The following is a 22,054-nucleotide window of genomic DNA, read 5'->3' on the forward strand; positions in this document are numbered from 1 at the left end:
CATCTGCCGTGCGCTCGGGCTTTCAAAATGGCATGGACGTAGTCGACGAAACCCCTGGTAGCGGTGTTCGCTCACTAGGCCAGGGCGTCATCATGCAGCAGCGTACCTTGGCAGGTAGCGAACAAGTATTGGTCGACTTTCCTGAGCGCTGTGAACGCCATTGGCTGCCCTATCAATACCTGCGTCAGGTAAAGGGCGTTAAACATCGCTTTGTCACCGCCAGTAAAACCGAAGCACACGATGCAGAGCGTATGCGCCTGCGCATGCTGGCCCATGCCATCAAAGTGTGGAATGAGAATACCGGCGCCCTGTCTCACCTAGATATTGAGCCACTGCCTCACCAGATTAATTTGGTGCATCGTATTCTCGGATCCGGCAACTACAACTGGCTGATTGCGGACGATGTAGGACTCGGCAAGACCATTGAGACCGGTATGCTGCTGCATGCACTGCGGCAACGAGATCTAGTCAAACGCATCCTGCTGATCACGCCAGCTGGCCTAACAAAACAGTGGAAAGAAGAGCTTTACTATAAATTTAAGCTCGATAAGTTTCTGATCTATGGAGAAGACTTCTTTATTGATGAGCCACGTGAATGGAGCATGTATAAATTCGTAATAGGCTCCATGGATCGACTCAAGCAAGAAGGTCATCTGGAAAGCCTGCTCCAAGCCGAGCCTTGGGATCTGGTGATTTTTGACGAAGCGCATCGACTCAGCCGCCGCCAGTACGGGCAAAAGCTGGATAGTTCGGAGCGCTATGACTTGGCGAAAAAACTTCGCAGTCAAACCGAACACATGCTGTTGCTGAGTGCGACTCCTCACCAAGGCATGCAGGACAAGTTCGTGGCACTTCTAGAGCTGCTTCGCCCTGAACGCCATACCGAACTGATGGCGCTCAACCTGAAACCAGAAATTCTGGACGACATGGTATTTCGTAACCACAAAGCCGACGTAACCGACGCAGAAGGGAACTTCATCTTCCAAGGTAAGATCACCAAAGCTTTGCAGGTGCCCAGCAGCCTAGAGTCTGTCGAGTTCGATAAAACGCTTCAGGACTATCTGCGCAAAGGCTATGCCGCTGGTGAATCGCTAGGCCGTAAAGGCAACGCCATTGGGTTCGTCATGACGGTTTACCGCAAACTGGCCGCCTCCAGCGCAGCGGCCATTCACCGGGCCTTGTGTAATCGCCTCCAGCGCCTGCTCGACGATCAAGCAAATGGTACTTCCGCAGACGAGCCCAGCGATGAGCGCTACCTGGGTGAATGGGAAGAACAGTTCACCAGCGATGCACGCGAGTTCTTTGCGGGCGAGGTCCAGCTGCTGAAAGACATGATTGCTGAGGCCGCCGCACTAAAGGCGAATGACCTTAAGCTGAAGCTGTTTATCGAAGAAATCATCGGCAAGATTCACGCAACCAATGCCGATGAGAAAGTGCTGATTTTTACCGAATATCGCACTACTCAAAACTATCTGCGGGATGCCCTAGCAGAGCACTATGGCAGTGATCAGGTCGAGTTAATCAATGGATCCATGCAGCATGCCGAACGGCGTGAAGCCATCAAGCGCTTTGAAGAACAAGGGCGTTTTCTGATTTCGACTGAGGCAGGGGGGGAAGGCATCAACCTTCAGAGCAAGTGCCACATCATGGTCAACTATGACTTGCCCTGGAACCCCATGCGTCTCGTACAGCGCATTGGCCGCCTGTATCGCTATGGACAGAAGAAGAAGGTGGTCGTGTTCAACATCCAGCAAACAGACAGCCTGGATCAGAATATCGTCGACCTAATGTATGAACGAATTGACAGCGTGGTAACTGATCTGGCCGAGGTTCAGCAGCACGAATTCAATGATGGCCTGAAAGACGAAATCCTCGGTCAACTGGCCGAGTTGATCGATGTGGAAGAGATCCTGCAACAAGCTACAAAACTCGGTATCGACAGAACCCGTGAGCGTATCGATGAGGCGTTAAAGCAGGCACGCACGGCTGCGTCTAAACAACGCGAACTGTTTGCCCACGCTGCTACCAGCGACCCAAATGAGCTGCACGGTGAGCTAAAAATCACCACAGACCATCTCTACAGCTTCGTTCTGGGAATGTTCGATCAATTGGGCGTTGAAGTTGTTGAGCGCAGCCATAAAGAACAGCTACTCCGTATACGATTATCCGAACATGTGGTTCGTGATATGGGACTTTCACTCAAAGGCTCACTGCGCATGGAAGTAACCTTGCATCGTGAGCTGGCGGCAAGTCGACCTGACACCCACATGCTCGACCTCAACTCCAAGCTGATGCAGTACCTGCTGGGTAAAGCCTGCGAGCACGATTTTGGCGGTCTGGCTGCAATGCTAAAAACACCAGAACTAGAAGAGGGTGCTCTGCTTGGCGCAATGCTGCGCTGGCAAGGCCCCCAGGGCAAACGTATGCGCCAGGAATTTGTTGCCATTCAGGTTAGCGGTGGCAAAGCCAAACTGAACTCTGCAAAGGCCAGCCAATGGCTCCTGAGCCCTGCCGAACACAGCAGCCTTATCCCCGACGCTGAAGCCTCCAAAGGGCTGTTCAAGGTTGCAGAAGAAACGGCTAACCAGCGACTGGCCGATGCCAGTAACCGCTACCTGATACCCGAGAATTTGGACTGGGCTGCCGCAGGCTGGACGCAGCTAAGTTGAGCCCTACAACTCAGGATAAAGAGTAAGTCATGGCAAAGCACGTCCCCTTCGCCAAAGCAGTAAACGCAGCAGAAGAGTGGGTATTTTCTCTGTTGAAAACCGCCCTTCCAGATCACTATTGGCTGCTGACTAACATCGAGCTACTGACAGAAACCGGTCAGGCAATGGAAATTGATGCCGTCGTCGTCGGTGACTGGGGCGTGTATTTGATCGACGTGAAGGGCTACAGCGGGACGCTAGAAGCGGGGAAGGATGTTTGGCTACTTGATGGTCGCCCTGTTGATAACGCTTTGCGTAAGGCTAACCAGAACTCCCGTGTGCTTGCGGGCCGAATTCGTAATCGGGCAGGAATAGGTTTGTACGCGCCTTGGTGTCAGGGTGTTGTGCTTGTGACCGGCGATAGAGGTCATAGCATCTCGCTCATTAAAGATGAGCCCTCCCTACAAGTGTGGACGCCAGATGGGATCACCAAGGCGTTGACCAGCGCTGAGGGGCTGACAGCCACAAAAGCCTACGAGCTGATCGATGCTCAGCGCGAGCTTGTCCTCGCCACTCTAGGGCAATTGCGTCAGCAGATAGCCGAAAACAATCGATTCCAACAGTACCAAAAAACACAGTGCCTGCTGGATCAGAATGGCCTTGAGCTATGGATGGCTGAGTATCGCTTGGAGAACTGGAACTCCAAGTGGATGCTGAAAATCGTGAATCGCCCCAATTGCGAGAGCCAGGAGCGGCGTGATCAGCTTCAAGCGCAATTGCGTGACGAGTTTCGGTTACTACAAGAGTTGGCTGGCTTAACCGGCGTGACCTACAGCGCGCCGCTGATTGATGACGGTGAGCTGATGGTGCTGCCAATCAGCATGCCCAAGGGCAAACCGCTCTCTCTGGTTGATCTCTCGAAGCATTCCGAGGAGTCAGCCAGGTCAACGCTGATTTCTGCCTTAACAGCAATCCAAGGCATCCATCGCCGTGGAGCCACCCTGGGCAGGGTTTCCGTGAATTCAATCTATCTCACTGATGCGGGTGAGGTTTGCTTTATCGATGTCCTGAACAACCATAGCGCTGGCGACGATATCGACCTCATCACCTCGCTGTTTAAACCCTTGGTCGACACGCTTCATTGGGAAATCTCCGGAAGCAACGATGCAGAAGGGCAGGAGACCTCAGAGCGCCTATCACAGTTGATAGCGAACCTTATGAGCGAGCGAGCTTCAACTGCACTTGCGCCATCAGGCGCTCCTTTTGAGGCTGAGCCAGGAGCAGTTCTCGACAATCGTTATGAATTGGTCGAGCAGGTCGATGAGGATGCTTTCTCAAGCATCTGGCGATCTCGTCATGTCGCAGGACGCTTCGATTGCGCGGTTCAGATTTACGACGATGCAGATGAAGTTTGGGGGCTTGTGGCTGATCAATATCATCGGCTCTCTCAGATTTATCATCCCGCACTGGAGCGAGTATTCGATCTTGCTCGAATCCCTAACAGCGATGCTTACTTCATCAGCCGAGCATGGGCGAGTGGTGAGACGCTGTTTGACCAAGCGTCTATCAGTGCCGAGGAGTTCCGGTACTGGCTGGAGCAATTACTCGCGGGGCTTGGCTATCTACACAGACTGGGGTTCACCCATCGGAACATAACCCCGCTCAACATCCTAGTGGATGGCGCTCGGGCTACCTTGGTCGGCATGAGTTCCCTGCCAGCCGAAGATCGTCGAGTGGGTGATCTTCGATACAAATTTCCAGGCGTTATCGAGCAGGGCTGGTCTGCTTTTGCAGACTTGTATGCGCTTTGGACTTCATTACTGGATGGCCTACAGCCCGGCCTATTGAAGCAGGCAGGGGGCGATCTTGAGCGTGCGATACAGCAAGTCACTCACCCTGCGCTTAATGATGGCCTAAAAGCCAAAGTAGCGAAGCTGCTGCACGAAGGCACTGCGTTCCATGCTGATGACTACGTTGCATGGTTTGGTCTGGACATCACTGCCCAGCAGACCAAAGATTTACCCGACGCGTTTGCCAAAAAATGGGCCATCAGCAAAGGCTACATGACGTTCTTGGTTATGGATATGTTGAACGATCAACGGCCCCGCATTCGCAGCCAATGGGTTACCGATGCGTTGAGAACCAGGCGTATACCGGGCAACAAAACCAATAAAGCCTCGATGAATGCGACCTTTAGCAGGTTGAAATCAGCCGGGATCGTCGATGAGTACAAGACCAAGCATCGCCTGACGGAAGCTTTTTTGGCTGACTGGGAAACTGCTCATACCTAGTAAGCTTCGTAAGTTTGGATACCTTGCATATTTCTAAACCGGGGAAAGTTGATTGGATTTTATAGGGTCTAAATCACTGAGTTTTTGGCCCCCAACACTCGGCTTCAAGGCTGCTATCGAATTGGTAGCTTTTGAGCCGTTCTAAATTGCGGAAGGCTTGGCCACCATCGGGGAAGGCACTCTTACCAAACCCCAGAAATCATTAGCCATTCAGCAAAGCAGCCGCCATACCATCCAGTCGCTTTTTGGTCTTTTCCCATTGCGGCATCACCTGCTGCATAAGCCGGTAGAATCGCTCGCTGTGGTTGTGTTCGGCGATGTGGCAAAGCTCATGCAAGATCACATAGTCGATGCATTCGCGGGATGCCTTAACCAAATGAGGATTGAGCGTGATGCGGCCGGCAGGGGAGCAACTGCCCCACTGCGTTTGCATACTGAGAATGCGCAGTGGTGGTTTGGCAGCAACCCAAAGGGCTTGCTGCAGGACGGCCTCTAGGCGTCGATCAAACACCTCACGGGCGCGGGCTTTGTACCAAGTGTGCAGGAGCTCGCGAATCTTCTCTGCCGACTTCACCCGGACAGACACTTCCAGCTTGCCTCGCAACAAACGCACCTGCTGTAGCTCATCAGGCGCTTCGATAACCTTGAGCACATACTGCTTGCCTAGGTAGTAGTGACTTTCCCCGCTGATGTACTGCCGTGGGCGGACATGCGTGAGCTGCGCACGAAACTCTCGAAGCTGCTCATAGATCCAGCGCCCGCGTCGCTTCAGCGCGGCCAATACTTGTTCATCGCTAGCGCCGTCCGGCGCACTGACGCGCACGCGGCAGTCGGGATCAACCTTGATCAGAATGCGTGAAACCTCGCGTGTCTTTTGCCTTCGCTCAACCTGTATCAACTCATCGGCGTAGTGAAAGCTCAGCCAGTTCGATACTGCGGAGGGAGAAGGAGCACTTATGACGATGGGTACGCTCATACGCCGGACAAGCCTACTCGCGTGATTTGCACCACCCACTCAACCATGGCTTTCGCCTGATCCATACCAGCGCCCACCGCTTTACATTCCTTGAAGAGCAACGGCAGTAGCTTCTTACGGATATCGCTTTCGATATTTTGCGGGTTGATTGAATGCTCAGCCACGGAGGTCATGACCATCTCATCCAGGCTGAAAGCCAGTTTTACCCAGTGTTCCTGTACCTGCTCATCAGCTGAAGTGAGGGCGTCAGGAAGGCTTTTCTTGAAAATACCGAAGTACGCCTGGGCATGCCGGTTACCCGCAAAAACATCAGGCAGCTCATCAAGCTTACGGGCCTGCACCTGCTGCTCAAATTCGTGGAATAGCAGGTACTGCTTGAGCGGATGATCAAACAGCTTTGCCGCCTCTTCGATGGCCTGGCGCAGCAGTTTGGAGAATGCTTCCTGAGCATAGGGGTCATCACGCAACTCCTGCTCGATCATCTTGCTCACGCGGGTCTTGATGATGTCGGTTTCGTTGCGCGTCTTGTCTTCACTCCACTGCTCGGGCTTCTGCTGCCCCATCTTGCCGACTTCATAAACACCGCCTGGGTCTTTCACCTCCACGCCCACTACGTGCTTATCCAGTAGCTTGCGCACCTGTTCGGCGTACTGGTCATAGTTCACCGTTTCACCGGCATCCTGCTTGGCCAGTTGGCGCAAGCTGGAGAACTGCTTGAGGGTTTCCTTGTAGTTAGCGCGATCGGTATCGCTGAAACTGGTGTCTTCAAAGAAGGACGCAGACTGCAAAGCAACTTTCAGGCAGCTGGCGAACTCGGTTAGGGCCTCGTAGAAGTCATCGCGCACCTTGAGGTTCACATCCACCAACTCGCGGTCACGTTCCTGCATCTTGGGCACAAGTACCTGGCGCAGCTGCTCGATATCCCCTTTGTTTTTCACATCGGAAAAAATCGCCCAGAGGTCTTTGTGCAGCTGAGGTAGCCGTTTGTACTCGCTACTCATCTGGTTGTAGAGGCCAGCGATGTCATTGATGTCATAGCCGCCCTGGGTGCGCGAAGCCAGATCCTGATACTTCTGAATGGTGGTATCCAGCTCGGACAGGATGCCGCGGTAGTCGATAAGCAGGCCGAATTTCTTTAGCGGATGCAGGCGGTTTACCCGAGCAATGGCCTGAATCAGGTTGTGTTCCTTGAGCGGCTTGTCGATGTAGAGCACGGTGTTTTTCGGTTCATCGAAACCCGTCAGCAGCTTGTCCACCACGATCAACAACTTGAGCGAATCATCCTTGTCGAAGCGCTCGATGAGCTGCTTGGTGTAAGCCTGCTCATCGGTGCTGCCAACGTTTTTCTTCCACCATTGGGTTACCTCAGGTGAGGCCGCTTCATCCACATCGGTGTTGCCCTCACGGCTATCCGGCGGGCTCATCACCACGGCGCTTTCAAACAACCCCGCCTCATCCAGATACTGTTTGTACTTGATTGCCGAGGCCTTACTGTCACAGGCCAGCTGGCCTTTGAGACCCTCGTCGATGTTCTTCACGAAGTGGTTGGCGATATCCAGAGCAATCAGACGAATACGGTCATCAGCGCTGTATATCTGGCCTTTCTTGGCGAACTTGCGTTTGAGATCGGCCTTCTGCTGCTCGTTAAGCCCTTCGGTGATGCGCTCAAACCAGCTATCGATAGCACGCTCATTCACATCCAGATCGGGAATGCGCTCCTCATAGAGCAGTGGCGTCACCGCCTGATCTTCCACCGCACGTTGCATGGTGTAGGCATGCACGATTGGACCAAACTTATTCGTCGTCTTGTCATCTTTGAGTAGAGGCGTGCCGGTGAACGCGACAAAGGCCGCATTGGGCAGCGCCTGCTTCATGCGGATATGGTTTTCACCTCCCTGGCTGCGGTGGCCTTCATCGATCAGTACGATGATGTCGGCGCTGGTGTTCGCGCACTGAGGCAGCTTAGTGGCGCTGTTGAACTTCTGGATCAACGAAAAAATGATGCGCTCATTACCCTTGCCGATTTGCTCAGCCAAGCGCGTCCCGGAAGTGGCCATAGCCGCCTCTCGGTCCTTCTTGCCGGCCAGCTCACCACCCGAGGCAAACGTCTTGCTCAGCTGGCTCTCCAGATCAACCCGATCAGTGACCACCACAATGCGGCACTGCTTGAGAGAGTCATGCAGGATCAGCGCCTTGCTCAGAAAAACCATAGTGAAGGATTTGCCCGAGCCGGTTGTATGCCAGATTACTCCGCCCTCACGGCCGCCATCCTTGCGCTTGTGACCAATCCGCTCGATCAGTCGCTTGATACCGAAAACCTGCTGATAGCGGGCGACGATCTTGCCGGCCTTCTTATCGAACAGCGTGAAGTAGCGGGTCATCTCCAGCAGACGGGCAGGGGAAAGCAGGCTGATAAGCAGCTGATCCTGACCGGTTAACGCTAACTCGCCACCGGCAATCAGGGTTTCGTACCAATGCAAATCTGCCGCTGGACGATGGCGAAAAATAGAGATTTTTTGTTCGGCACTCAGTTTGCGATTCTTCAGCACATACGACTCAGCGGTGGCGATATCTTCCTCGCGCCAAGCTGCCCAGAATTTCGCAGGTGTGCCGCAGGTGGCGTAGCGCCCATCGCTGCCGTTGATCGACAGCAACAGTTGGCTGTAAGCGAAAAGCCGTGGGATTTCATCGTGGCGCTGGTTGCGCAGACTCTGTGAAACACCTTCGTCTATAGTCGGGCCTTTCAGCGCGTTGCTGTCGGGACGCTTGGCCTCGATCACCACCAGCGGGATGCCGTTAACGAAGCACACAATGTCCGGCCTGCGGGCTTCCACACCGCCACTGCGCAGTACGCGAAATTCTTCAGTGAAGATAAAGCTGTTATTGGCGGGGTTATGCCAGTCGATCAATGCCACGGTCGGGTTGGCTTTTTTGCCATCCACGAACTCAGTTACCGAGATGCCGTACAGCAAATGGTTGTAAAGCCGCTCATTGGCCGCCTGAAGCCCTTCATTGAGCGCCGGGCTGCACACTTCACTGATCAGGTTATCGATAGCCTTTGCGGAAAGCGGATATTCACCGCCTCCAAACAGGAAGCGCCGCTTACTCAGCTGCTCACGTAGCACATCACGCAACACCACTTCATCGCTCTTACCAGCCCTCGCGACCAGAGCCTGCTCGGGTGACATGAACTCCCAGCCGAGGTTGCATAACAGCGCCAGAGCAGGAAGCTTTGCGCTGTACTCCTCCTGAAACTTCGGTGTTGGTGTCATGCGCTGTGATTCTCCGGGCGGCCATCCAATTTTCGCTGAAAACCAATCAGTTCATGAATCTGGCTGCTGTGCGGGTCATAGACCCATTCATGATCAAAAAGGCTGGTTAAACGTTGAGTCATAAAGCAATTGCCCACAACCAGGGAGTAGAAGCGGTTGCCCTGAGTACGCTGCCGCTCAATTTGCTGGCGTAGCTGCCCCGGCAAGCTAGCCATGATGAAGTCTGAAATCATCAGTAGATCAGCACATTCATAGGCCTCACTCTGCATCACGCCCAACGCATGATCCAATGCCGGGATAGCATCCGTACCGCCATGAAAGGACATACCCAAAAACTTGATCAATGCCTCCATGCCAAAGTCGTCGCCAAGATCCAGGGTTTTGATGCCGGTGGAAAAGTTAATCAAATAGCATGCTCGTTTCTGCTGCCTGGCCTTACCTGCAATGAAGAGCGCCACGGCTTTGGCAACCGTCTCAGGCATACCGCTCATAGAACCGCTGGTGTCGATACAGATCACCATTGGGCCCTGCTTTGCCGCCTCTTCAACGCTACGCAGCTCTTCCTTTTGGTGATGTTGCTGCACGCGCTGAATGCCCTGCATGTCAAAACACATCAGGCGTGACTCGACGTACTTGAGGTCGAAAAGAATGGACGTTTCGGGGTCAGCCAGTAGTGCCAACTCGCTGGGCAGCACATGCTCGATGTCACGCCCTAGGCGAATGCCGATGATCTCTTCTCGCGAATTGATATCCGGTAACTCAATGTCTTGCGTATAACGCACCTGGGCTCGCTCGATACGCTCGGATAACTCCAGCTGGCGTAGCTTGCCCAGCAAATCACAGAGCGACCGAACACCCGGATCATTGGCCAAGTATGTGGCCCAACGTTTAAAGCGCTCGATCTCTTGTGCGGACAAATTACCTTTGGAGAGGTCAAGGAACATACCTGGGTCCAACCCCAGCATTTCCAACTGTTGGTGAAGCTGTTGCAGTAACTGCAGAAATGCTTCGAGCTCCTCCATGAACTGCCGGCGCAACATGGATATACGCTCAAGCTCCCACTCTGCCCGCGCCTTATCCAGTGCCTTTTGCCATTCATCTCGCAAAAGGCGGGCGCTCACAGCGCTATCGACCTGAACTTTTTTCTCAACAGTCTGAGAGGCCGTCGCTGCTGCCAGCTCACGCTGCCAAAAAGACTGATTGTCCGGCAGTTTGGCGGCTCGGCACAGCGCAACATAGTCCGCAACAGCTGCAGCCAGTTCTGCACTCGAAACAGGGGGAGACTGGTTCCGGGTTTGCCAGTCCGATAGCTGCTGCTCATATTGCGTAAAGGGAAACTCGGCTTTTAGCTCTTCAGCAGAGGCCAACTGCCACAGACGAATTCGCTCGGCAACATGACTTGCAACCGAATCAGAATTCCTTAATAAAGACGAGTAGTTTTCCCGAAAACTGTCGTCGATATTACTAGCAGCACTAGCCAGTGAATCTAGCTGCATAGTGTTTCCAGTCGCTCGCAGTCTTTGATCCGCAACTGTAAGCCGTCTATTTGAGACATTATTCCCGAAATAGCTATGGTGCTTTTCTCGGGCGGAACAAAAGGTGACGTAAATGAACCTTCAAGATTTTTAGCCCTTCTTTCTACACCCTTTAGAGTCAAATTCAATTGTTTTCTAACCTCGCCAACCGACTCTGACAACGAAGCAATCAACCGGCTATTGATATCTTTTTTCTTGTCGCCCTTATGAAACAAGACTTTCGGAGTAAAGTTTATTGTTTTGTAATTTATGCTGCGGGATATATAGTCGAGCTGACAAGTGCCTTGACCATCAAAGGAACACTCAATTTCGTCGTTTTCATTCCCGCGCTCATCTACAGGATGAAAGGTGTCTTTTGATTTTAGCTTTTCCTTTGATATGTATATATCAAAGGGCTCTTCATAGTTATTGTAATAACCTCCATCGGCTTTAAATTTTCCGGTGCAGCGGAAAAATTCTTTATCTTCGATTCTCACTGAATCATATACGTCGACTGAATAAAAAAGCTCTTTATGAATTTCTTTATCTAGCGCCTCTTTCTCTTTATCAAGCGCAGCTAAATCTATACCGCTATCAAATCCACAGGCCTTTACCGCTTCCGCAACGATATCCCAGACAGCCTGACGATTCTCTTCATGCGTCCACAGGCAGTGCTGCAGCAGCAAGGCGTCACTGTGGTTGGTTTCCTTTCGGTCATTAAAGAAGGCTGCTGCCTTCATGAGCATCGCGGCACGCTGCCAGCGTCGGTCAGAGACATAAACCTTGAGCGTTTCGTATTGCTGCTCTAGTTGCTCGCGAATCAAGTGAATGATGGTTAGCGTCTCTGCAGACAGCTTGACCTGATGCGATTGCGCCATCCATTCAGCCCATTCACTGGACTTCACCTGAAGAGCCGAGGGTATGTCGATTTTGGCTTCGGTCGGTTTGCTATTGAGTAGCTTATCGAAGTGCTGGGCTTCACGAATGGGCCCCACCATCAGCCTCACAATAAAGCGGTCGAACAAGGCCTCCAGGCCTTGATTGGCATCTGGTGTTTCGTTGGATGCAGCAATCAGGGCCTTGAGCGGGGCTTTCTCAATGGCTTCGCCATTACGGAACACATGCTCGTTAATCAGCGTCAGCAGGGTATTCAAAATAGCGGGGCTGGACTTCCAGATTTCATCGAGGAAGGCGAACTCGGCCTTGGGCAGGTAATTATCTGTTTTGCGAATGTAGTGATCTTCTTTCAGCGCCTTGATGGACACAGGGCCAAACACCTCTTCAGGCGTGCTGAAGCGATTCATCAGGTACTCGAAGTAGGTCGGCTGCTCAAAGGCGCAGGCTATACGGCGAGAAATCAAACTCTTGGCCGTGCCGGGCGGCCCGTACAGAAAAGTATTCTGCCCGCAGAGTGCTCCTAGCAGAGATACCGCGATGATCTCTTCACGCTCAAACATGCCCTCGCTTACGCTGGCAACCAAATCCCCGATACGCTTTTGCAAACCCACACCCAACTCCTTGCAATCACTCGGCAGCCCTCATGGCTACCACATGGTCCAATCCCGCCAGCTAACCTAGCGGGCAATGTAATCAAGCCTCAGTATGCTGACCGACCTGCGTACGTAACTCGTTTTCGAAAGTCATTAACAGCTTCATTTTCTCAACGATCAGGCCAAGCACTTCCTCTTCATCAAAGTGATCCAGCACCCAGCTAAAACCCAGGATGCTGTTGTTCTTCCCCTCACTCCATACCTTGGTTTCGTTACCCGTGAAGAGCTTCCGGCCCTGCTCTTGCAGCGCCTCATCGACATCACACAGGTATACCCGTACCGAGGGTTTCATCGTGCTGTTCGCACCGCTCAGGTAGAGCACAACGTCGGACCACGTTTTCCAGTTGTCAGAGGCATAACGCAGGGCGGGGCCATTCTTCCAATTGTGCCGCCGGGTATAACGCGCATAGCCGGGCACCTCGGCATCGAGTTTGTCGAGCACCTTAGCGTCGAGGGCATCGATGACCTGGTCCTTGAGGCGCGTCAGCTTGTTGATTTCATGCAAGTGTTCGATAACGAAGTTGACGGCTTTGGCGTCCATGGCCTTCTCCACAGTGATGTTTTCCAGATGCAGCAGGAAGTCGCGGGCAAACACCTGCCACTTATCTACAGGATGAGTCAGCATGCGCTGGGCCAGTTGCTGACGTGCGGCTTCAATAAATTGCGCATAACTCAGGCCATGCCATGTAGCCCGCACGCTTTTGCCTGATGGGGAGAGCACGGCATAAACCAGCGGGCGCTCACCGTCGTTTAGTTCGCGCTGAGCGAAGGTTTCATAGTCGGCAAAGGGGTTAACTTGTCCGTGGAAAATCTTGTTTTCCAAGAGCAGATCCCATCCATCACCGGGGAGCACCAGGTCGATTCGGTTGCTGTTATGGGTGACCACCTCGCGCTGGGGCGCCGCTCGCAAACTAGGCGTCAGCGTTGAGGTGTTGGGCAGGCAATTCAGTAGCGCAGTGAGGAAGCACTCTTCCAGTCCATGCACCTGCGCTGGATTGAGAAAGAACGCCAGCAGATCTGTAGTGGGGTTTTCGTAGTAGCCGCGCCCACCCAGGGCAAAAATACTCGGCTCCCGTTCAGGCTGATAAAAGCGCTCGGCCTTCGCCAGCAGTGCGCGCAGTTGTTCCAACTCCATGGTGTAACTCCCTGATCGAGTAAGCGGGTAGTCCGGTCACTTGGATTTCTTCTTTGCACTCAGCTGCTTTTCCAAACGCTCCAAGGCTGCCAGCTCTTGCGTGTCCGCTGCCAGCGCTTCGGCGCTGCGGCGGTGTTGGTCGAACGTCTCGTAACGCTCGTGCGCAACCTGCTTCATCTGCTCATGACTGATGCTGCCGGCGGTGCGCAGCAGCGGTTGCTCGTTGAAGGCCATAAAGCTGTCGATGTACTGACGCCAGTCTGCGAGCTGCAGATGCTGGCGCTGCTCAGCACGCAGTTCGGCGAAATCGAGGAACATGCTGACCAGGCGATTGAGCTGGTCCAGCTCCTCGGCATTCAGGTAGTTCTTGGCCACGACTACATCAGCCTTGCGTACCCGATCGCTCTTGAAGCTGAGCAGGTTCATGTTCGGCGCGTCGGCATCGGCACGGCGCACGATCAGCTCGGCGGCGGTATGGCCAGTAACGGCGAAGAACAGCTTGTTCTGTACTTCGGCAAACAAGCGGGCGGTGTCCTGCTCATTGGCGCGGTAATCCTCGGCCAGGGTGAAGAGGTCACGCACCTTCTGGTAGAAGCGCTTCTCCGAGGCCCGTATGTCACGGATGCGCTTGAGCAGCTCATCGAAGTAGTCCCAGCGCGGTTCCTTCAACCGGGCGTCGTCCATTACGAAGCCCTTCTGCAGGTACTCACCCAAGGTGCGAGTGGCCCACTGACGGAACTGGGTGCCACGGGTCGAGCGCACGCGGTAGCCCACGGCAATGATCATCGGCAGGGCGTAGTACGCTAGATTGCGCCTGACTTGGCGCGAGCCCTCAGATTGAACTGTCAAGTTTTCCTTGACGGTTGCCTCCTCTACCAGCTCGCCCTCAGCGAGGACGTTCTGCACATGCAAGCTGATGTTCTGCTTGCTGGTCTGGTACAGCTCGGCCATTTCCAGTTGCGTTAGCCATACTTGGCCATCCAGTACACGCAGTATCAGTTGAGCTTCACCGTCGTCACTGGTGTAAAGAATCAGGTCATTAGCATCCATGTTCTTGGCCCCTACCTCTTTAGCGTTGAGCGCAGCATTTCAGATGCTCCGGGCATGGTTGGTCCGTGCTCCTGAGCCAGCAAGCCGGTTTCGCTGCGGCTAAACAAGGCCTGCAAGACAATATCCCGCGATTCCTTGTCGATCTCTGCTTCGTTAGTGAGCGACAAATACAGGTAGGTCAGCTGCTCACGCTCTTCAGCATCGCGCATCAAGTGGAACGAGCTAAAAGCCAGCCTCGACAGCACCCTCAATAAAAAGGCGTACACACCGGCAATGGAGCCATAGAGAATTACGCCCTGGATCGTGTTGAGCTGCACGGGGGTCTCGCGACCTTGTAACCAGGTAACAAAGATTTCTTGAAAATTAATGGCGGCGACGACAACTAACGCGACAATAGCCAGCGTCCAAAGCCCACCTTGTATCCCATACCTACGCGCCGATTTAGCCCAGTATTCTGCAGGCTTTTTCAGCTTCAGCTTCTCCTCGTAGGTTTTCTCAAGGATTGAAACTTTTTCAGTCCACTCGGTTAGTTGCCGTTCAAATGCATTGGACTGTGTTTTTATCTTGCGGCGGCCTAAGGCTTTTTGTACCCGTACAAGCCTGCTGCTCTCTGCTCTGTTCTGTATGTCCCAGTCTTCAATGCTGGTTTTCAGCTCGTCCACTTCAGCAAACAACATATCTTTGGCTTCAGCGAACTGTGTTCGTAGATGTCCGAGCGATACTTTTTCGCCATTGCGCCGCTTTGTTATCTGAGAATCTTGGTTGGCAAATTCGTAGGCATACATATAACCTTTGAAATGCTCGATATTAGAAATACTTTGTACTGAATTTCGAATCGAAAAATCTAAGAAGGCACTGCCCGTAGTTTCACCATGTTCTTTGAGGCATTGCACAAATGGCTCCACAAAAGGGTGGCCACTCCAAAGCCAGTCTCGCTGTAATCGCTGAAAATAGCTTTGCTGAAGCTGCTGCAGTTGACGGCTTAGATCGTCGTCCGTCCAAGCGTCTATGTTTTCCTTCCAATCCTTTATCGTATTAATCGCTTGGGCGAACACTTCACCTGCATGTAGATGCGTATGGTTGGTAATGCTTCTCTCGGTCTGGACGATCTGTTTACGCTCCTTCCAAAAGCTGGCTTCTGCCTCAAAGAAAGCCAGCAAGGAGCGCAAGCTTTGAAAGTTCGCGGCATGCCCCGTGCAGTCGGTCAGTTGAAAACTAATGGTGCGATCCTTCACGTAGCCTCCTAGGCATCCACAGTGACCCTGCGCTTGCCGGTGAGCAGTTGCTGCATTAGAGCTTTTTTCTCTTGTTTCAGGCAGGTAAGTTTGGCTTGAAGCTTTTGAATTTCATCATCTACGGTAGCTAATATTGAAGATATTTTATTCTGTTCGCTCACATCAGTAGGAATGTAAACATTGATTTTTCTTAGATCCTTGGCGTAGAGATGTATAATAGTTATCCCTTGCGCCTTTGATGCAATTTCATGTTTCTTGATGTGCGTTAACAAATGAGCCATAAAGCATGAGTCGATTTCCTTTATTGGCCTCAATACATTTATATCGCCACCTAACAAGACGTCATCTTCTAATATTGCAGTGGCGTTTGCCAGATCAATACCGCTAGTAGTTGTTGATGATGGTATCAGAATATCTCCAGATCTTGATATAAATCCCTCTTGCGCAAAGGTCTTGCTAAAAACCCTAGAAATCACCTCTCCGTATTTTGTATATAGCTCCCCATATAGAACGCACTTTTCTCCGCTCTCAGAGAGCACTTCCTTAGAAAGACCTTTTCCTTTTCTGAATTCAAATATCTCCTCAAGAGAAAAAACACTCCATTTACTATCAAATCCAGGAAGACGCTTCTTCCCCGTAAGTAGTTGTTGTATTAGAGCCCTTTTCTTTTGTCGGCTATTATTCAATAGCTTCTCGACATTAATAACGGCCAGGTCCCACGTGGATAGTATGCTGGCAATTTTTTCTTGTTCAGGGTAAGGCGGAGTAGCAATTTTTAATTTTTTGAAATAGGGAAGCCCAATAGTTTTTATTGTGGAACCCACCGCTTGGCGCTCAAACTCTGGTTTCATAACTTGGAGCCAGTTATATAGAAACCAGCTATTCATTTTTTCGCTATTATCACAGCGCCATGCCATAAAGTGCTGACTTACCGCCATTGGGCTAGCCAGAACAGCGCTCTTGCCAACACCAGCATCACGAGAAAGGATCACGGTGCCAGCCGGATGAAGAACTGCAGAAGAGTTTTTAATTCCCTCTTCGGATATTTCCTTATCCGTCTCAAAGATAAAACCTTTGTCTAGATTAAATGAGTCGGTAAGCGAAACCCATTTAATTCCACCATTCCAATAGCTGGGTTCCTCTTTGTCAGGAGTATGGCCACTGCCGCGCACAGTAAATCTGTCGAGGTAATCATGTTTCCAGCCAGTGGGTAGGTTGCTTAATTGAATGCTACGCACCATAACCCAATTCCTTTAAGTATCCATCCATCTGTACTTCCAGCTTGGCCAGTTTCATTTTTAGTTGTTCGCGCTCAGTACGCACCGCCAATAGATTGATTTCTTCTTCTTCCTCGAAGGTATCCACATAGCGCGGAATATTCAGGTTGTAATCGTTATCGCGGATTTCCTGCAGGCTGGCGCGATGGCTGTATTTATCCGAGTTGATGCGGTGACGGTAGGTGACCAGGACATTGTTGATTTGCTCATCACCCAGGATGTTCTGGTTTTTGCCAGCCTTGAAGTCTCGGCTGGCATCGATAAACAACACGTTTTCATCAGTCTTGGCTTTGCTGAAAACCAGGATCGTAGCGGGGATGCCGGTACCGTAGAACAGCTTTTCCGGCAGACCGATTACTGCGTCCAGGAGATTCTCCTCAATCAGTTGCTGACGAATCTTGCCTTCGCTGGAGCCGCGGAACAGCACGCCGTGAGGCACGATCACCGCCATGCGACCGGTCTTGGCTTTCAGGGTTTCGATCATATGCAGGATAAAGGCGAAGTCACCCTTGGTTTTCGGCGGGATCCCGCGCTTGAAGCGCCCAAACTGATCGTGTTCGGCTTCTTCATGGCCCCATTTGTCCAGTGAGAACGGCGGGTTGGCAGTGACGATATCGAATTTCAGCAGCTGGCCATTCTGGTCGAGCAGCTTGGGGTTGCGCAGGGTGTCGCCCCACTCGATCTTGTGGTTGTCTTCGCCGTGGAGAAACATGTTCATCTTGGCCAGCGACCAGGTGGAGCCGATGGCTTCTTGCCCATAGAGGGCGTATTGCTTGCTGTTGTGGTGTTCGCGCACCTTGCGCCCGCACTTCATCAGCAACGAGGCCGAGCCGCAGGCCGGGTCGCAGATGGTGTCGCCCGGTTGCGGGTCGAGCAGTTCGGCGATCAATTCGGAGACTTCCGGTGGGGTGTAGAACTCACCAGCCTTCTGTCCGCCGCTGGCGGCGAAGTTCTTGATCAGGTACTCGTAGGCGTTACCGATTACGTCCAGGCTGCCGACGCGGGACGGCTTGAGGTTGAGTTCGGCCCCGGCGAAGTTTTCCAGCAGGTGGCGCAGGATGGTGTTCTTCTGCTTCTCCTCACCCAGCTTATCGGTGTTGAAGGAGATGTCCTGGAACACGCTCTTGCCGGCATCCTTGAGTTTGGTGCCGTTGGCTTCTTCGATGGCGTGCAGCGCCTGGTCAATGCGCTCACCGTTGCCAGGCTCATGGCGACGTTCGTAGAGGGCGTAGAAGCTGGCATCACGTGACAACACGAAACGCTCGTTCTTGAGCATTTCCTCGATCAGCTCCGGCTCGTCGCCGTATTCCTTCTTGTAGTTGTCGTAGTGGTCCTGCCAGACATCACTGATGTACTTGAGGAACAGCATGGTGAGGATGAAATCTTTATAGGTGTCCGCGCTGATGGTTCCGCGGAAGGTGTCGCAGGCAGCCCACAGCGCCTTATTGATGTCGTCCTGGTTTACTTTGTCGCTCATGGGTCAATCCTTAATAAGATGCTGGTAAATGCCTTGCAGCATTTGCTCTCTGTTGGTTTGTAGGCGCGCGATCAGTTGGTCTTCTTCATCCCATAGCTGCTGCAGGTCGATCAGCTTTTGCTGAGTGGCAAGCGGGGGGAGAGGAATCGCCATGTCTTGCAAGGCGCCTTTACTGATGGCCTGGATGCCGCTGCCGCTGCGTTCGAGGCTGCGTTGGCTTTGCGGCAAATTGATCATCCAGCAAAGGTATTCGGGTAATACGGTTGGTTTTTTTGCGCTGACAATAAAGAACTGGCTCGTCGCGACAACGGGCTCCTCATCGTTATAAAGGGCAGCCTTGTTGCTGTCGCCGCGGGAGATCACGGCGATGTCGCCAGCCTGAAGCAAGGGCGCAGCAGTGCGAGCGTCCCAGGTAATGGCAATCAGCTTATCGGGCTCAATCGCAGCGCTGTGTCGCAGATCCTTGATCTGCAGCACACGAACATCGCCGGACGGATCATGCTCCAGCGCACCGCGAAAGGTGTAGCCGGAGCGAACCTCTGCCAGTTCGCTCAATTTAAGTAATGGGGTTGGCATAAATAGCCCTGGGTAAAAGCGCCGTCCTTGGCGCAAGAGTGGTTCAGACTTCGCAGCTCTGGTACTGATTCTGCAGCCATTTGGCTTGCTCGGGTGCCAACCCATACCATGCAGCGTCTCCCTGAAGGCGGGTTACCAGCAAGCCGTCATCAGCATCCATGACAGCTTTGAGGTTATCCCTCACCTGAATGGCACTCTGACCTGTGGCAATAACCCAGGTGGATTCCAGCGGTCGACACCAGTAGCCATAGGCCTTAATGCGCTCATACAGGGATTGGTAGTTACGCTGCTTACGCAGGTCGTAGGTGATTTGGTACAGTTTCATGGCTTTAGCTCTCCTAACCGTCAGTTATTGCAATCGCGACAGGCTGCCACCTGTCGCACCTCATTTTTGCTCCGTACAAAACGTACTGAGCTGATGGCGAGATCAATATCTCCCTATCCTTAAGGTTCGTCAACTGCTTTTTGTGCAGTAGATGTTCTACAGGCCATGTTTAGTCGATGGTCTTTAGCCCGGCTCATCCTTTTGCGTCACTACCTGAATGCACTCGCTCCAATAGAAAAGGGGCCTTCCGGCCCCTTGAGTGCTTATTTCAGCTCTGGACAAGCTGCTCGATTTTGTTGATCAGGTAGTCCAGAGGGTTTTGACCTTCTAGCCGTTTCGCGAAAATCTCATCGCGGTGATAGCTCACCCACGTATCCAACGCCTGCCGATTGTCTTTCTCGTAACCTGAGCCCAAACGGAAAACCAACTCACTGCCCTGTGGGTTTTCCAAGTAGTGGCTCAAGGCTGATGCCAGATGCTTTAGATAGCGTTGCTCGCGTACTTCCAAGGACGTACCCAGGCTGATGACGTTGCCATGTTTGATCAGTTTCATCGGTTCTGTCCTCAGCTTTGCAGGTTGGCTTTAATCAGGTTGTCGAAGGCACTGCCGTCCCGGCGCGTAAGGTTGGGCACATAGCGGGAGTAAACGCGGAACAGCATCTCGGTTGTTGTGTGCCCCATTTGCCGGGCAATCCACTCTGGGTTTTCGCCCGCAGCAAGCCACAGTGTCGCGGCGGTATGCCGACTCTGATAAGGGCGGCGCTTGCGCAGGCCTAGATTGCGCAGCAGGGGGTACCACACGCGGTTGCTGATATTTCGGTACTCATGGGGCGTGCCCTCGCGGGTGCAGAACACGAACTGCTCATTGCCTGTGCGTTTGTGCTGCTCTCTAAGCGCCTCATAAACAGGGCCGGACATATCGATCTCACGCTGAGAGCCGTCGTTTTTGGTGTAGTCGAGCTTGCCGCCCACCCAGGTTTCTCGGATCAAGATCTGGCGGCGTTCAAAATCGACATATTTCCACTGCAGACCGTCAATTTCGGCGGTGCGCATCCCACTGAAGAAGCGCACCGTAAAGTACGGGCGAAAGTCGTCCCTGACTGCGTTTACGATCTGCAACACCTCTTGCAGGGTGAAAGGCTCAACATCCGTTTTCGGCACCTTCAGGGATTTGATGCCGAGGAAGGGTGACGTAAACTCGAAACGGTCAGCCGCCTCATTAAGGATCATGCGCAATGGCGTCATGATGTGGTTGATTCGCGTCGCTGACAGACTCTGACCTTTCTGCCCGGGGACTTTGCCGAGTGCCGAGCGGAAAGCCAGGATGTCTGCCTTGGTGATGGCGCTGACCTCTTGTTTGCCGAAATTAGGCAGCAGGTGTTTTTCAAGTGTCAGCCGTACTGTTTTGGTATGGCTCTGCCGCCACTCCATCTGTTTCTCGTCGAACCAGAGTTCGGCGAAGTCCCGAAAGATCGGTTCTTTCGAATCCCCACGCCCAGCCTTAAGCCTGCTGATTACCTGAGCCTGACTCCCTGACGGGAAATACTCGTTGTAATCAAAGGTGCCAAGGGTGATCTCGGCCTCGATTCGCTCGAGGAGCTTCTGCAGTTTTTTACGGTTGGCTGCCGTGTCGGCCAGCGTGGTTTGCTCTCGACACCGCTTGCCCAGATAGCGGAAGTCAAAGAACAGGTTTCCCGTTTCTTTTCGCGCGACGATCTTACCCATGGCAAACACCGCCATTGGCCATCGGGATGCCGAAGCCATTGCCGCGTGAAAACTTCACCATGTCGCGCTCGACAGCTTCCCAGATGAAAAGAATTTTCCGACCGCCAAAAGGGCGGAAGTAGTGGATGCCTTCCAGCAGCACTGAATCCTTCAAGCGATTCCGGATGGTCCGCGCGTCGTATTTGATGCGCTGAGACAGCTCATCTGTTGTCAGATAAATTTCACTCATTTCTCTCTCCAGACTCAAATGAATCAAATATGAGCTTATTGGCTCGAATGTGATAATAACGAGTCATTTGAGACTTTCAAGCTGTTTTTGACTCAAATTTGAGTCGAATGCAAAATGAGTGATCTACCTGAGCAAGGTCACCCACCATGATTCGCGTGATGTTCAAACAGCAGTTGGACGAGAAGTCCTTCAGAGAAAAGCGGCGAATCACCCTTCAAGACGTGAGTGATGCCACGGGCATTTCGAGAGCCACGTTGTCGCGCATAGCCAACACGCCTGGCTATAACACCTCGACTGATCACATTGATCTGCTCTGTGAGTATCTGGGGTGCGAGCTGGGCGATTTACTGAAGCGAGTAACTGAGTTGCCTGGAGAGGCTGAGTGACGCCTTGCGCGTCACCGCTCATAAAAGCCATTAGTGTCTACCAGCGCCCTGCAGATAAGGGCAGTGGTCAAAATGGTGTCGCTACATTCCGAGTGCCAATTTGGATGGGCACAGAATGGACACATTTTGGACACATGAAAAACAAAAGGGCCTAGGTTTTCACCTAAGCCCTTGTTTTATATGGCGCACCAGGCGGGATTCGAACCCACGACCCCTGCCTTCGGAGGGCAGTACTCTATCCAGCTGAGCTACTGGTGCAATGCGGGCGCCATGATACTCATATGCATTGCGGGCGTCCATGCTGCTGAATCGACAGGTGTTTTTTACCCGTCGGGCGGCGGAGGCGGGCGTTGATCTGAAAGTGCCGCCAGGGCGAGGGGGTTTTGTT

The 22,054-nt window shown here is 52.7% G+C and carries 17 protein-coding genes and 1 tRNA gene; 3 read left to right on the top strand and 15 right to left on the bottom strand.

Annotated features, from left to right (window positions below):
• The first annotated feature begins 251 nt into the window (after positions 1-251).
• Together AC19YT_RS18810 and AC19YT_RS18815 are read left to right on the top strand one after the other, a co-directional pair.
• Positions 252-2,669 carry a helicase-related protein gene (locus AC19YT_RS18810; protein WP_500610821.1) on the top strand — a complete coding sequence of 806 codons (2,418 nt, stop codon included), beginning with the start codon at positions 252-254 and terminating at the stop codon, positions 2,667-2,669.
• 29 nt (positions 2,670-2,698) lie between these two features.
• The gene (locus AC19YT_RS18815) at positions 2,699-4,939 is read left to right on the top strand and encodes an NERD domain-containing protein (RefSeq protein WP_500610798.1); all 2,241 of its coding nucleotides are present in this window, start codon (positions 2,699-2,701) and stop codon (positions 4,937-4,939) included.
• A 202-nt stretch (positions 4,940-5,141) separates the two neighbouring features.
• Here AC19YT_RS18815 and AC19YT_RS18820 read toward each other — a convergent pair whose 3' ends face one another.
• The 14 genes from AC19YT_RS18820 to AC19YT_RS18885 form a co-directional block, all read right to left on the bottom strand.
• Complete coding sequence (locus tag AC19YT_RS18820; protein ID WP_500610799.1) at positions 5,142-5,915, bottom strand: M48 family metallopeptidase; 774 nt, start codon at positions 5,913-5,915, stop codon at positions 5,142-5,144.
• On the bottom strand, positions 5,912-9,187 hold the full coding sequence (locus AC19YT_RS18825; RefSeq protein ID WP_500610800.1) for a type I restriction endonuclease subunit R: 3,276 nt from the start codon (positions 9,185-9,187) through the stop codon (positions 5,912-5,914). The genes AC19YT_RS18820 and AC19YT_RS18825 overlap by 4 nt, the downstream gene beginning before the upstream one ends.
• Positions 9,184-10,683: a vWA domain-containing protein gene (locus tag AC19YT_RS18830; RefSeq protein WP_500610801.1), complete on the bottom strand. Its 1,500-nt coding sequence runs from the start codon at positions 10,681-10,683 to the stop codon at positions 9,184-9,186. The genes AC19YT_RS18825 and AC19YT_RS18830 overlap by 4 nt, the downstream gene beginning before the upstream one ends.
• A complete protein-coding gene (locus AC19YT_RS18835; protein ID WP_500610802.1) occupies positions 10,674-12,209 on the bottom strand; it encodes an AAA family ATPase in 1,536 nt (511 codons plus the stop codon). The genes AC19YT_RS18830 and AC19YT_RS18835 overlap by 10 nt, the downstream gene beginning before the upstream one ends.
• Positions 12,210-12,291: 82 nt before the next feature.
• Positions 12,292-13,386 (bottom strand): PD-(D/E)XK nuclease family protein, encoded by a 1,095-nt coding sequence (locus AC19YT_RS18840; protein WP_500610803.1) that lies wholly within the window; start codon positions 13,384-13,386, stop codon positions 12,292-12,294.
• A gap of 36 nt (positions 13,387-13,422) precedes the next feature.
• Complete coding sequence (locus tag AC19YT_RS18845) at positions 13,423-14,436, bottom strand: virulence RhuM family protein (RefSeq protein WP_500610804.1); 1,014 nt, start codon at positions 14,434-14,436, stop codon at positions 13,423-13,425.
• An 11-nt stretch (positions 14,437-14,447) separates the two neighbouring features.
• Positions 14,448-15,671: a DUF6161 domain-containing protein gene (locus AC19YT_RS18850; RefSeq protein WP_500610805.1), complete on the bottom strand. Its 1,224-nt coding sequence runs from the start codon at positions 15,669-15,671 to the stop codon at positions 14,448-14,450.
• A gap of 8 nt (positions 15,672-15,679) precedes the next feature.
• Positions 15,680-16,912, bottom strand: coding sequence for a restriction endonuclease subunit S (locus AC19YT_RS18855; protein WP_415753944.1), 1,233 nt, complete (start codon positions 16,910-16,912; stop codon positions 15,680-15,682).
• A complete protein-coding gene (locus AC19YT_RS18860; RefSeq protein ID WP_500610806.1) occupies positions 16,902-18,425 on the bottom strand; it encodes a type I restriction-modification system subunit M in 1,524 nt (507 codons plus the stop codon). The genes AC19YT_RS18855 and AC19YT_RS18860 overlap by 11 nt, the downstream gene beginning before the upstream one ends.
• A 3-nt stretch (positions 18,426-18,428) precedes the next feature.
• The gene (locus tag AC19YT_RS18865; RefSeq protein ID WP_500610807.1) at positions 18,429-19,001 is read right to left on the bottom strand and encodes a restriction endonuclease subunit S; all 573 of its coding nucleotides are present in this window, start codon (positions 18,999-19,001) and stop codon (positions 18,429-18,431) included.
• A gap of 43 nt (positions 19,002-19,044) precedes the next feature.
• Positions 19,045-19,326, bottom strand: coding sequence for a hypothetical protein (locus AC19YT_RS18870; RefSeq protein ID WP_102052505.1), 282 nt, complete (start codon positions 19,324-19,326; stop codon positions 19,045-19,047).
• Between the two features lie 268 nt (positions 19,327-19,594).
• The gene (locus AC19YT_RS18875) at positions 19,595-19,879 is read right to left on the bottom strand and encodes a hypothetical protein (protein ID WP_488278925.1); all 285 of its coding nucleotides are present in this window, start codon (positions 19,877-19,879) and stop codon (positions 19,595-19,597) included.
• Between the two features lie 11 nt (positions 19,880-19,890).
• The gene (locus AC19YT_RS18880; protein WP_500610808.1) at positions 19,891-21,051 is read right to left on the bottom strand and encodes an Arm DNA-binding domain-containing protein; all 1,161 of its coding nucleotides are present in this window, start codon (positions 21,049-21,051) and stop codon (positions 19,891-19,893) included.
• The gene (locus tag AC19YT_RS18885; protein WP_147809416.1) at positions 21,044-21,280 is read right to left on the bottom strand and encodes a hypothetical protein; all 237 of its coding nucleotides are present in this window, start codon (positions 21,278-21,280) and stop codon (positions 21,044-21,046) included. The genes AC19YT_RS18880 and AC19YT_RS18885 overlap by 8 nt, the downstream gene beginning before the upstream one ends.
• A gap of 146 nt (positions 21,281-21,426) precedes the next feature.
• Here AC19YT_RS18885 and AC19YT_RS18890 point away from each other — a divergent pair, with 146 nt between their 5' ends.
• A complete protein-coding gene (locus AC19YT_RS18890; protein ID WP_033898926.1) occupies positions 21,427-21,666 on the top strand; it encodes a helix-turn-helix domain-containing protein in 240 nt (79 codons plus the stop codon).
• 181 nt (positions 21,667-21,847) lie between these two features.
• Here AC19YT_RS18890 and AC19YT_RS18895 read toward each other — a convergent pair.
• Positions 21,848-21,924: transfer RNA gene (locus AC19YT_RS18895), tRNA-Arg, on the bottom strand.
• Positions 21,925-22,054: the final 130 nt, after the last annotated feature.

Source organism: Pseudomonas sp. MF08875 (genome assembly GCF_059862525.1).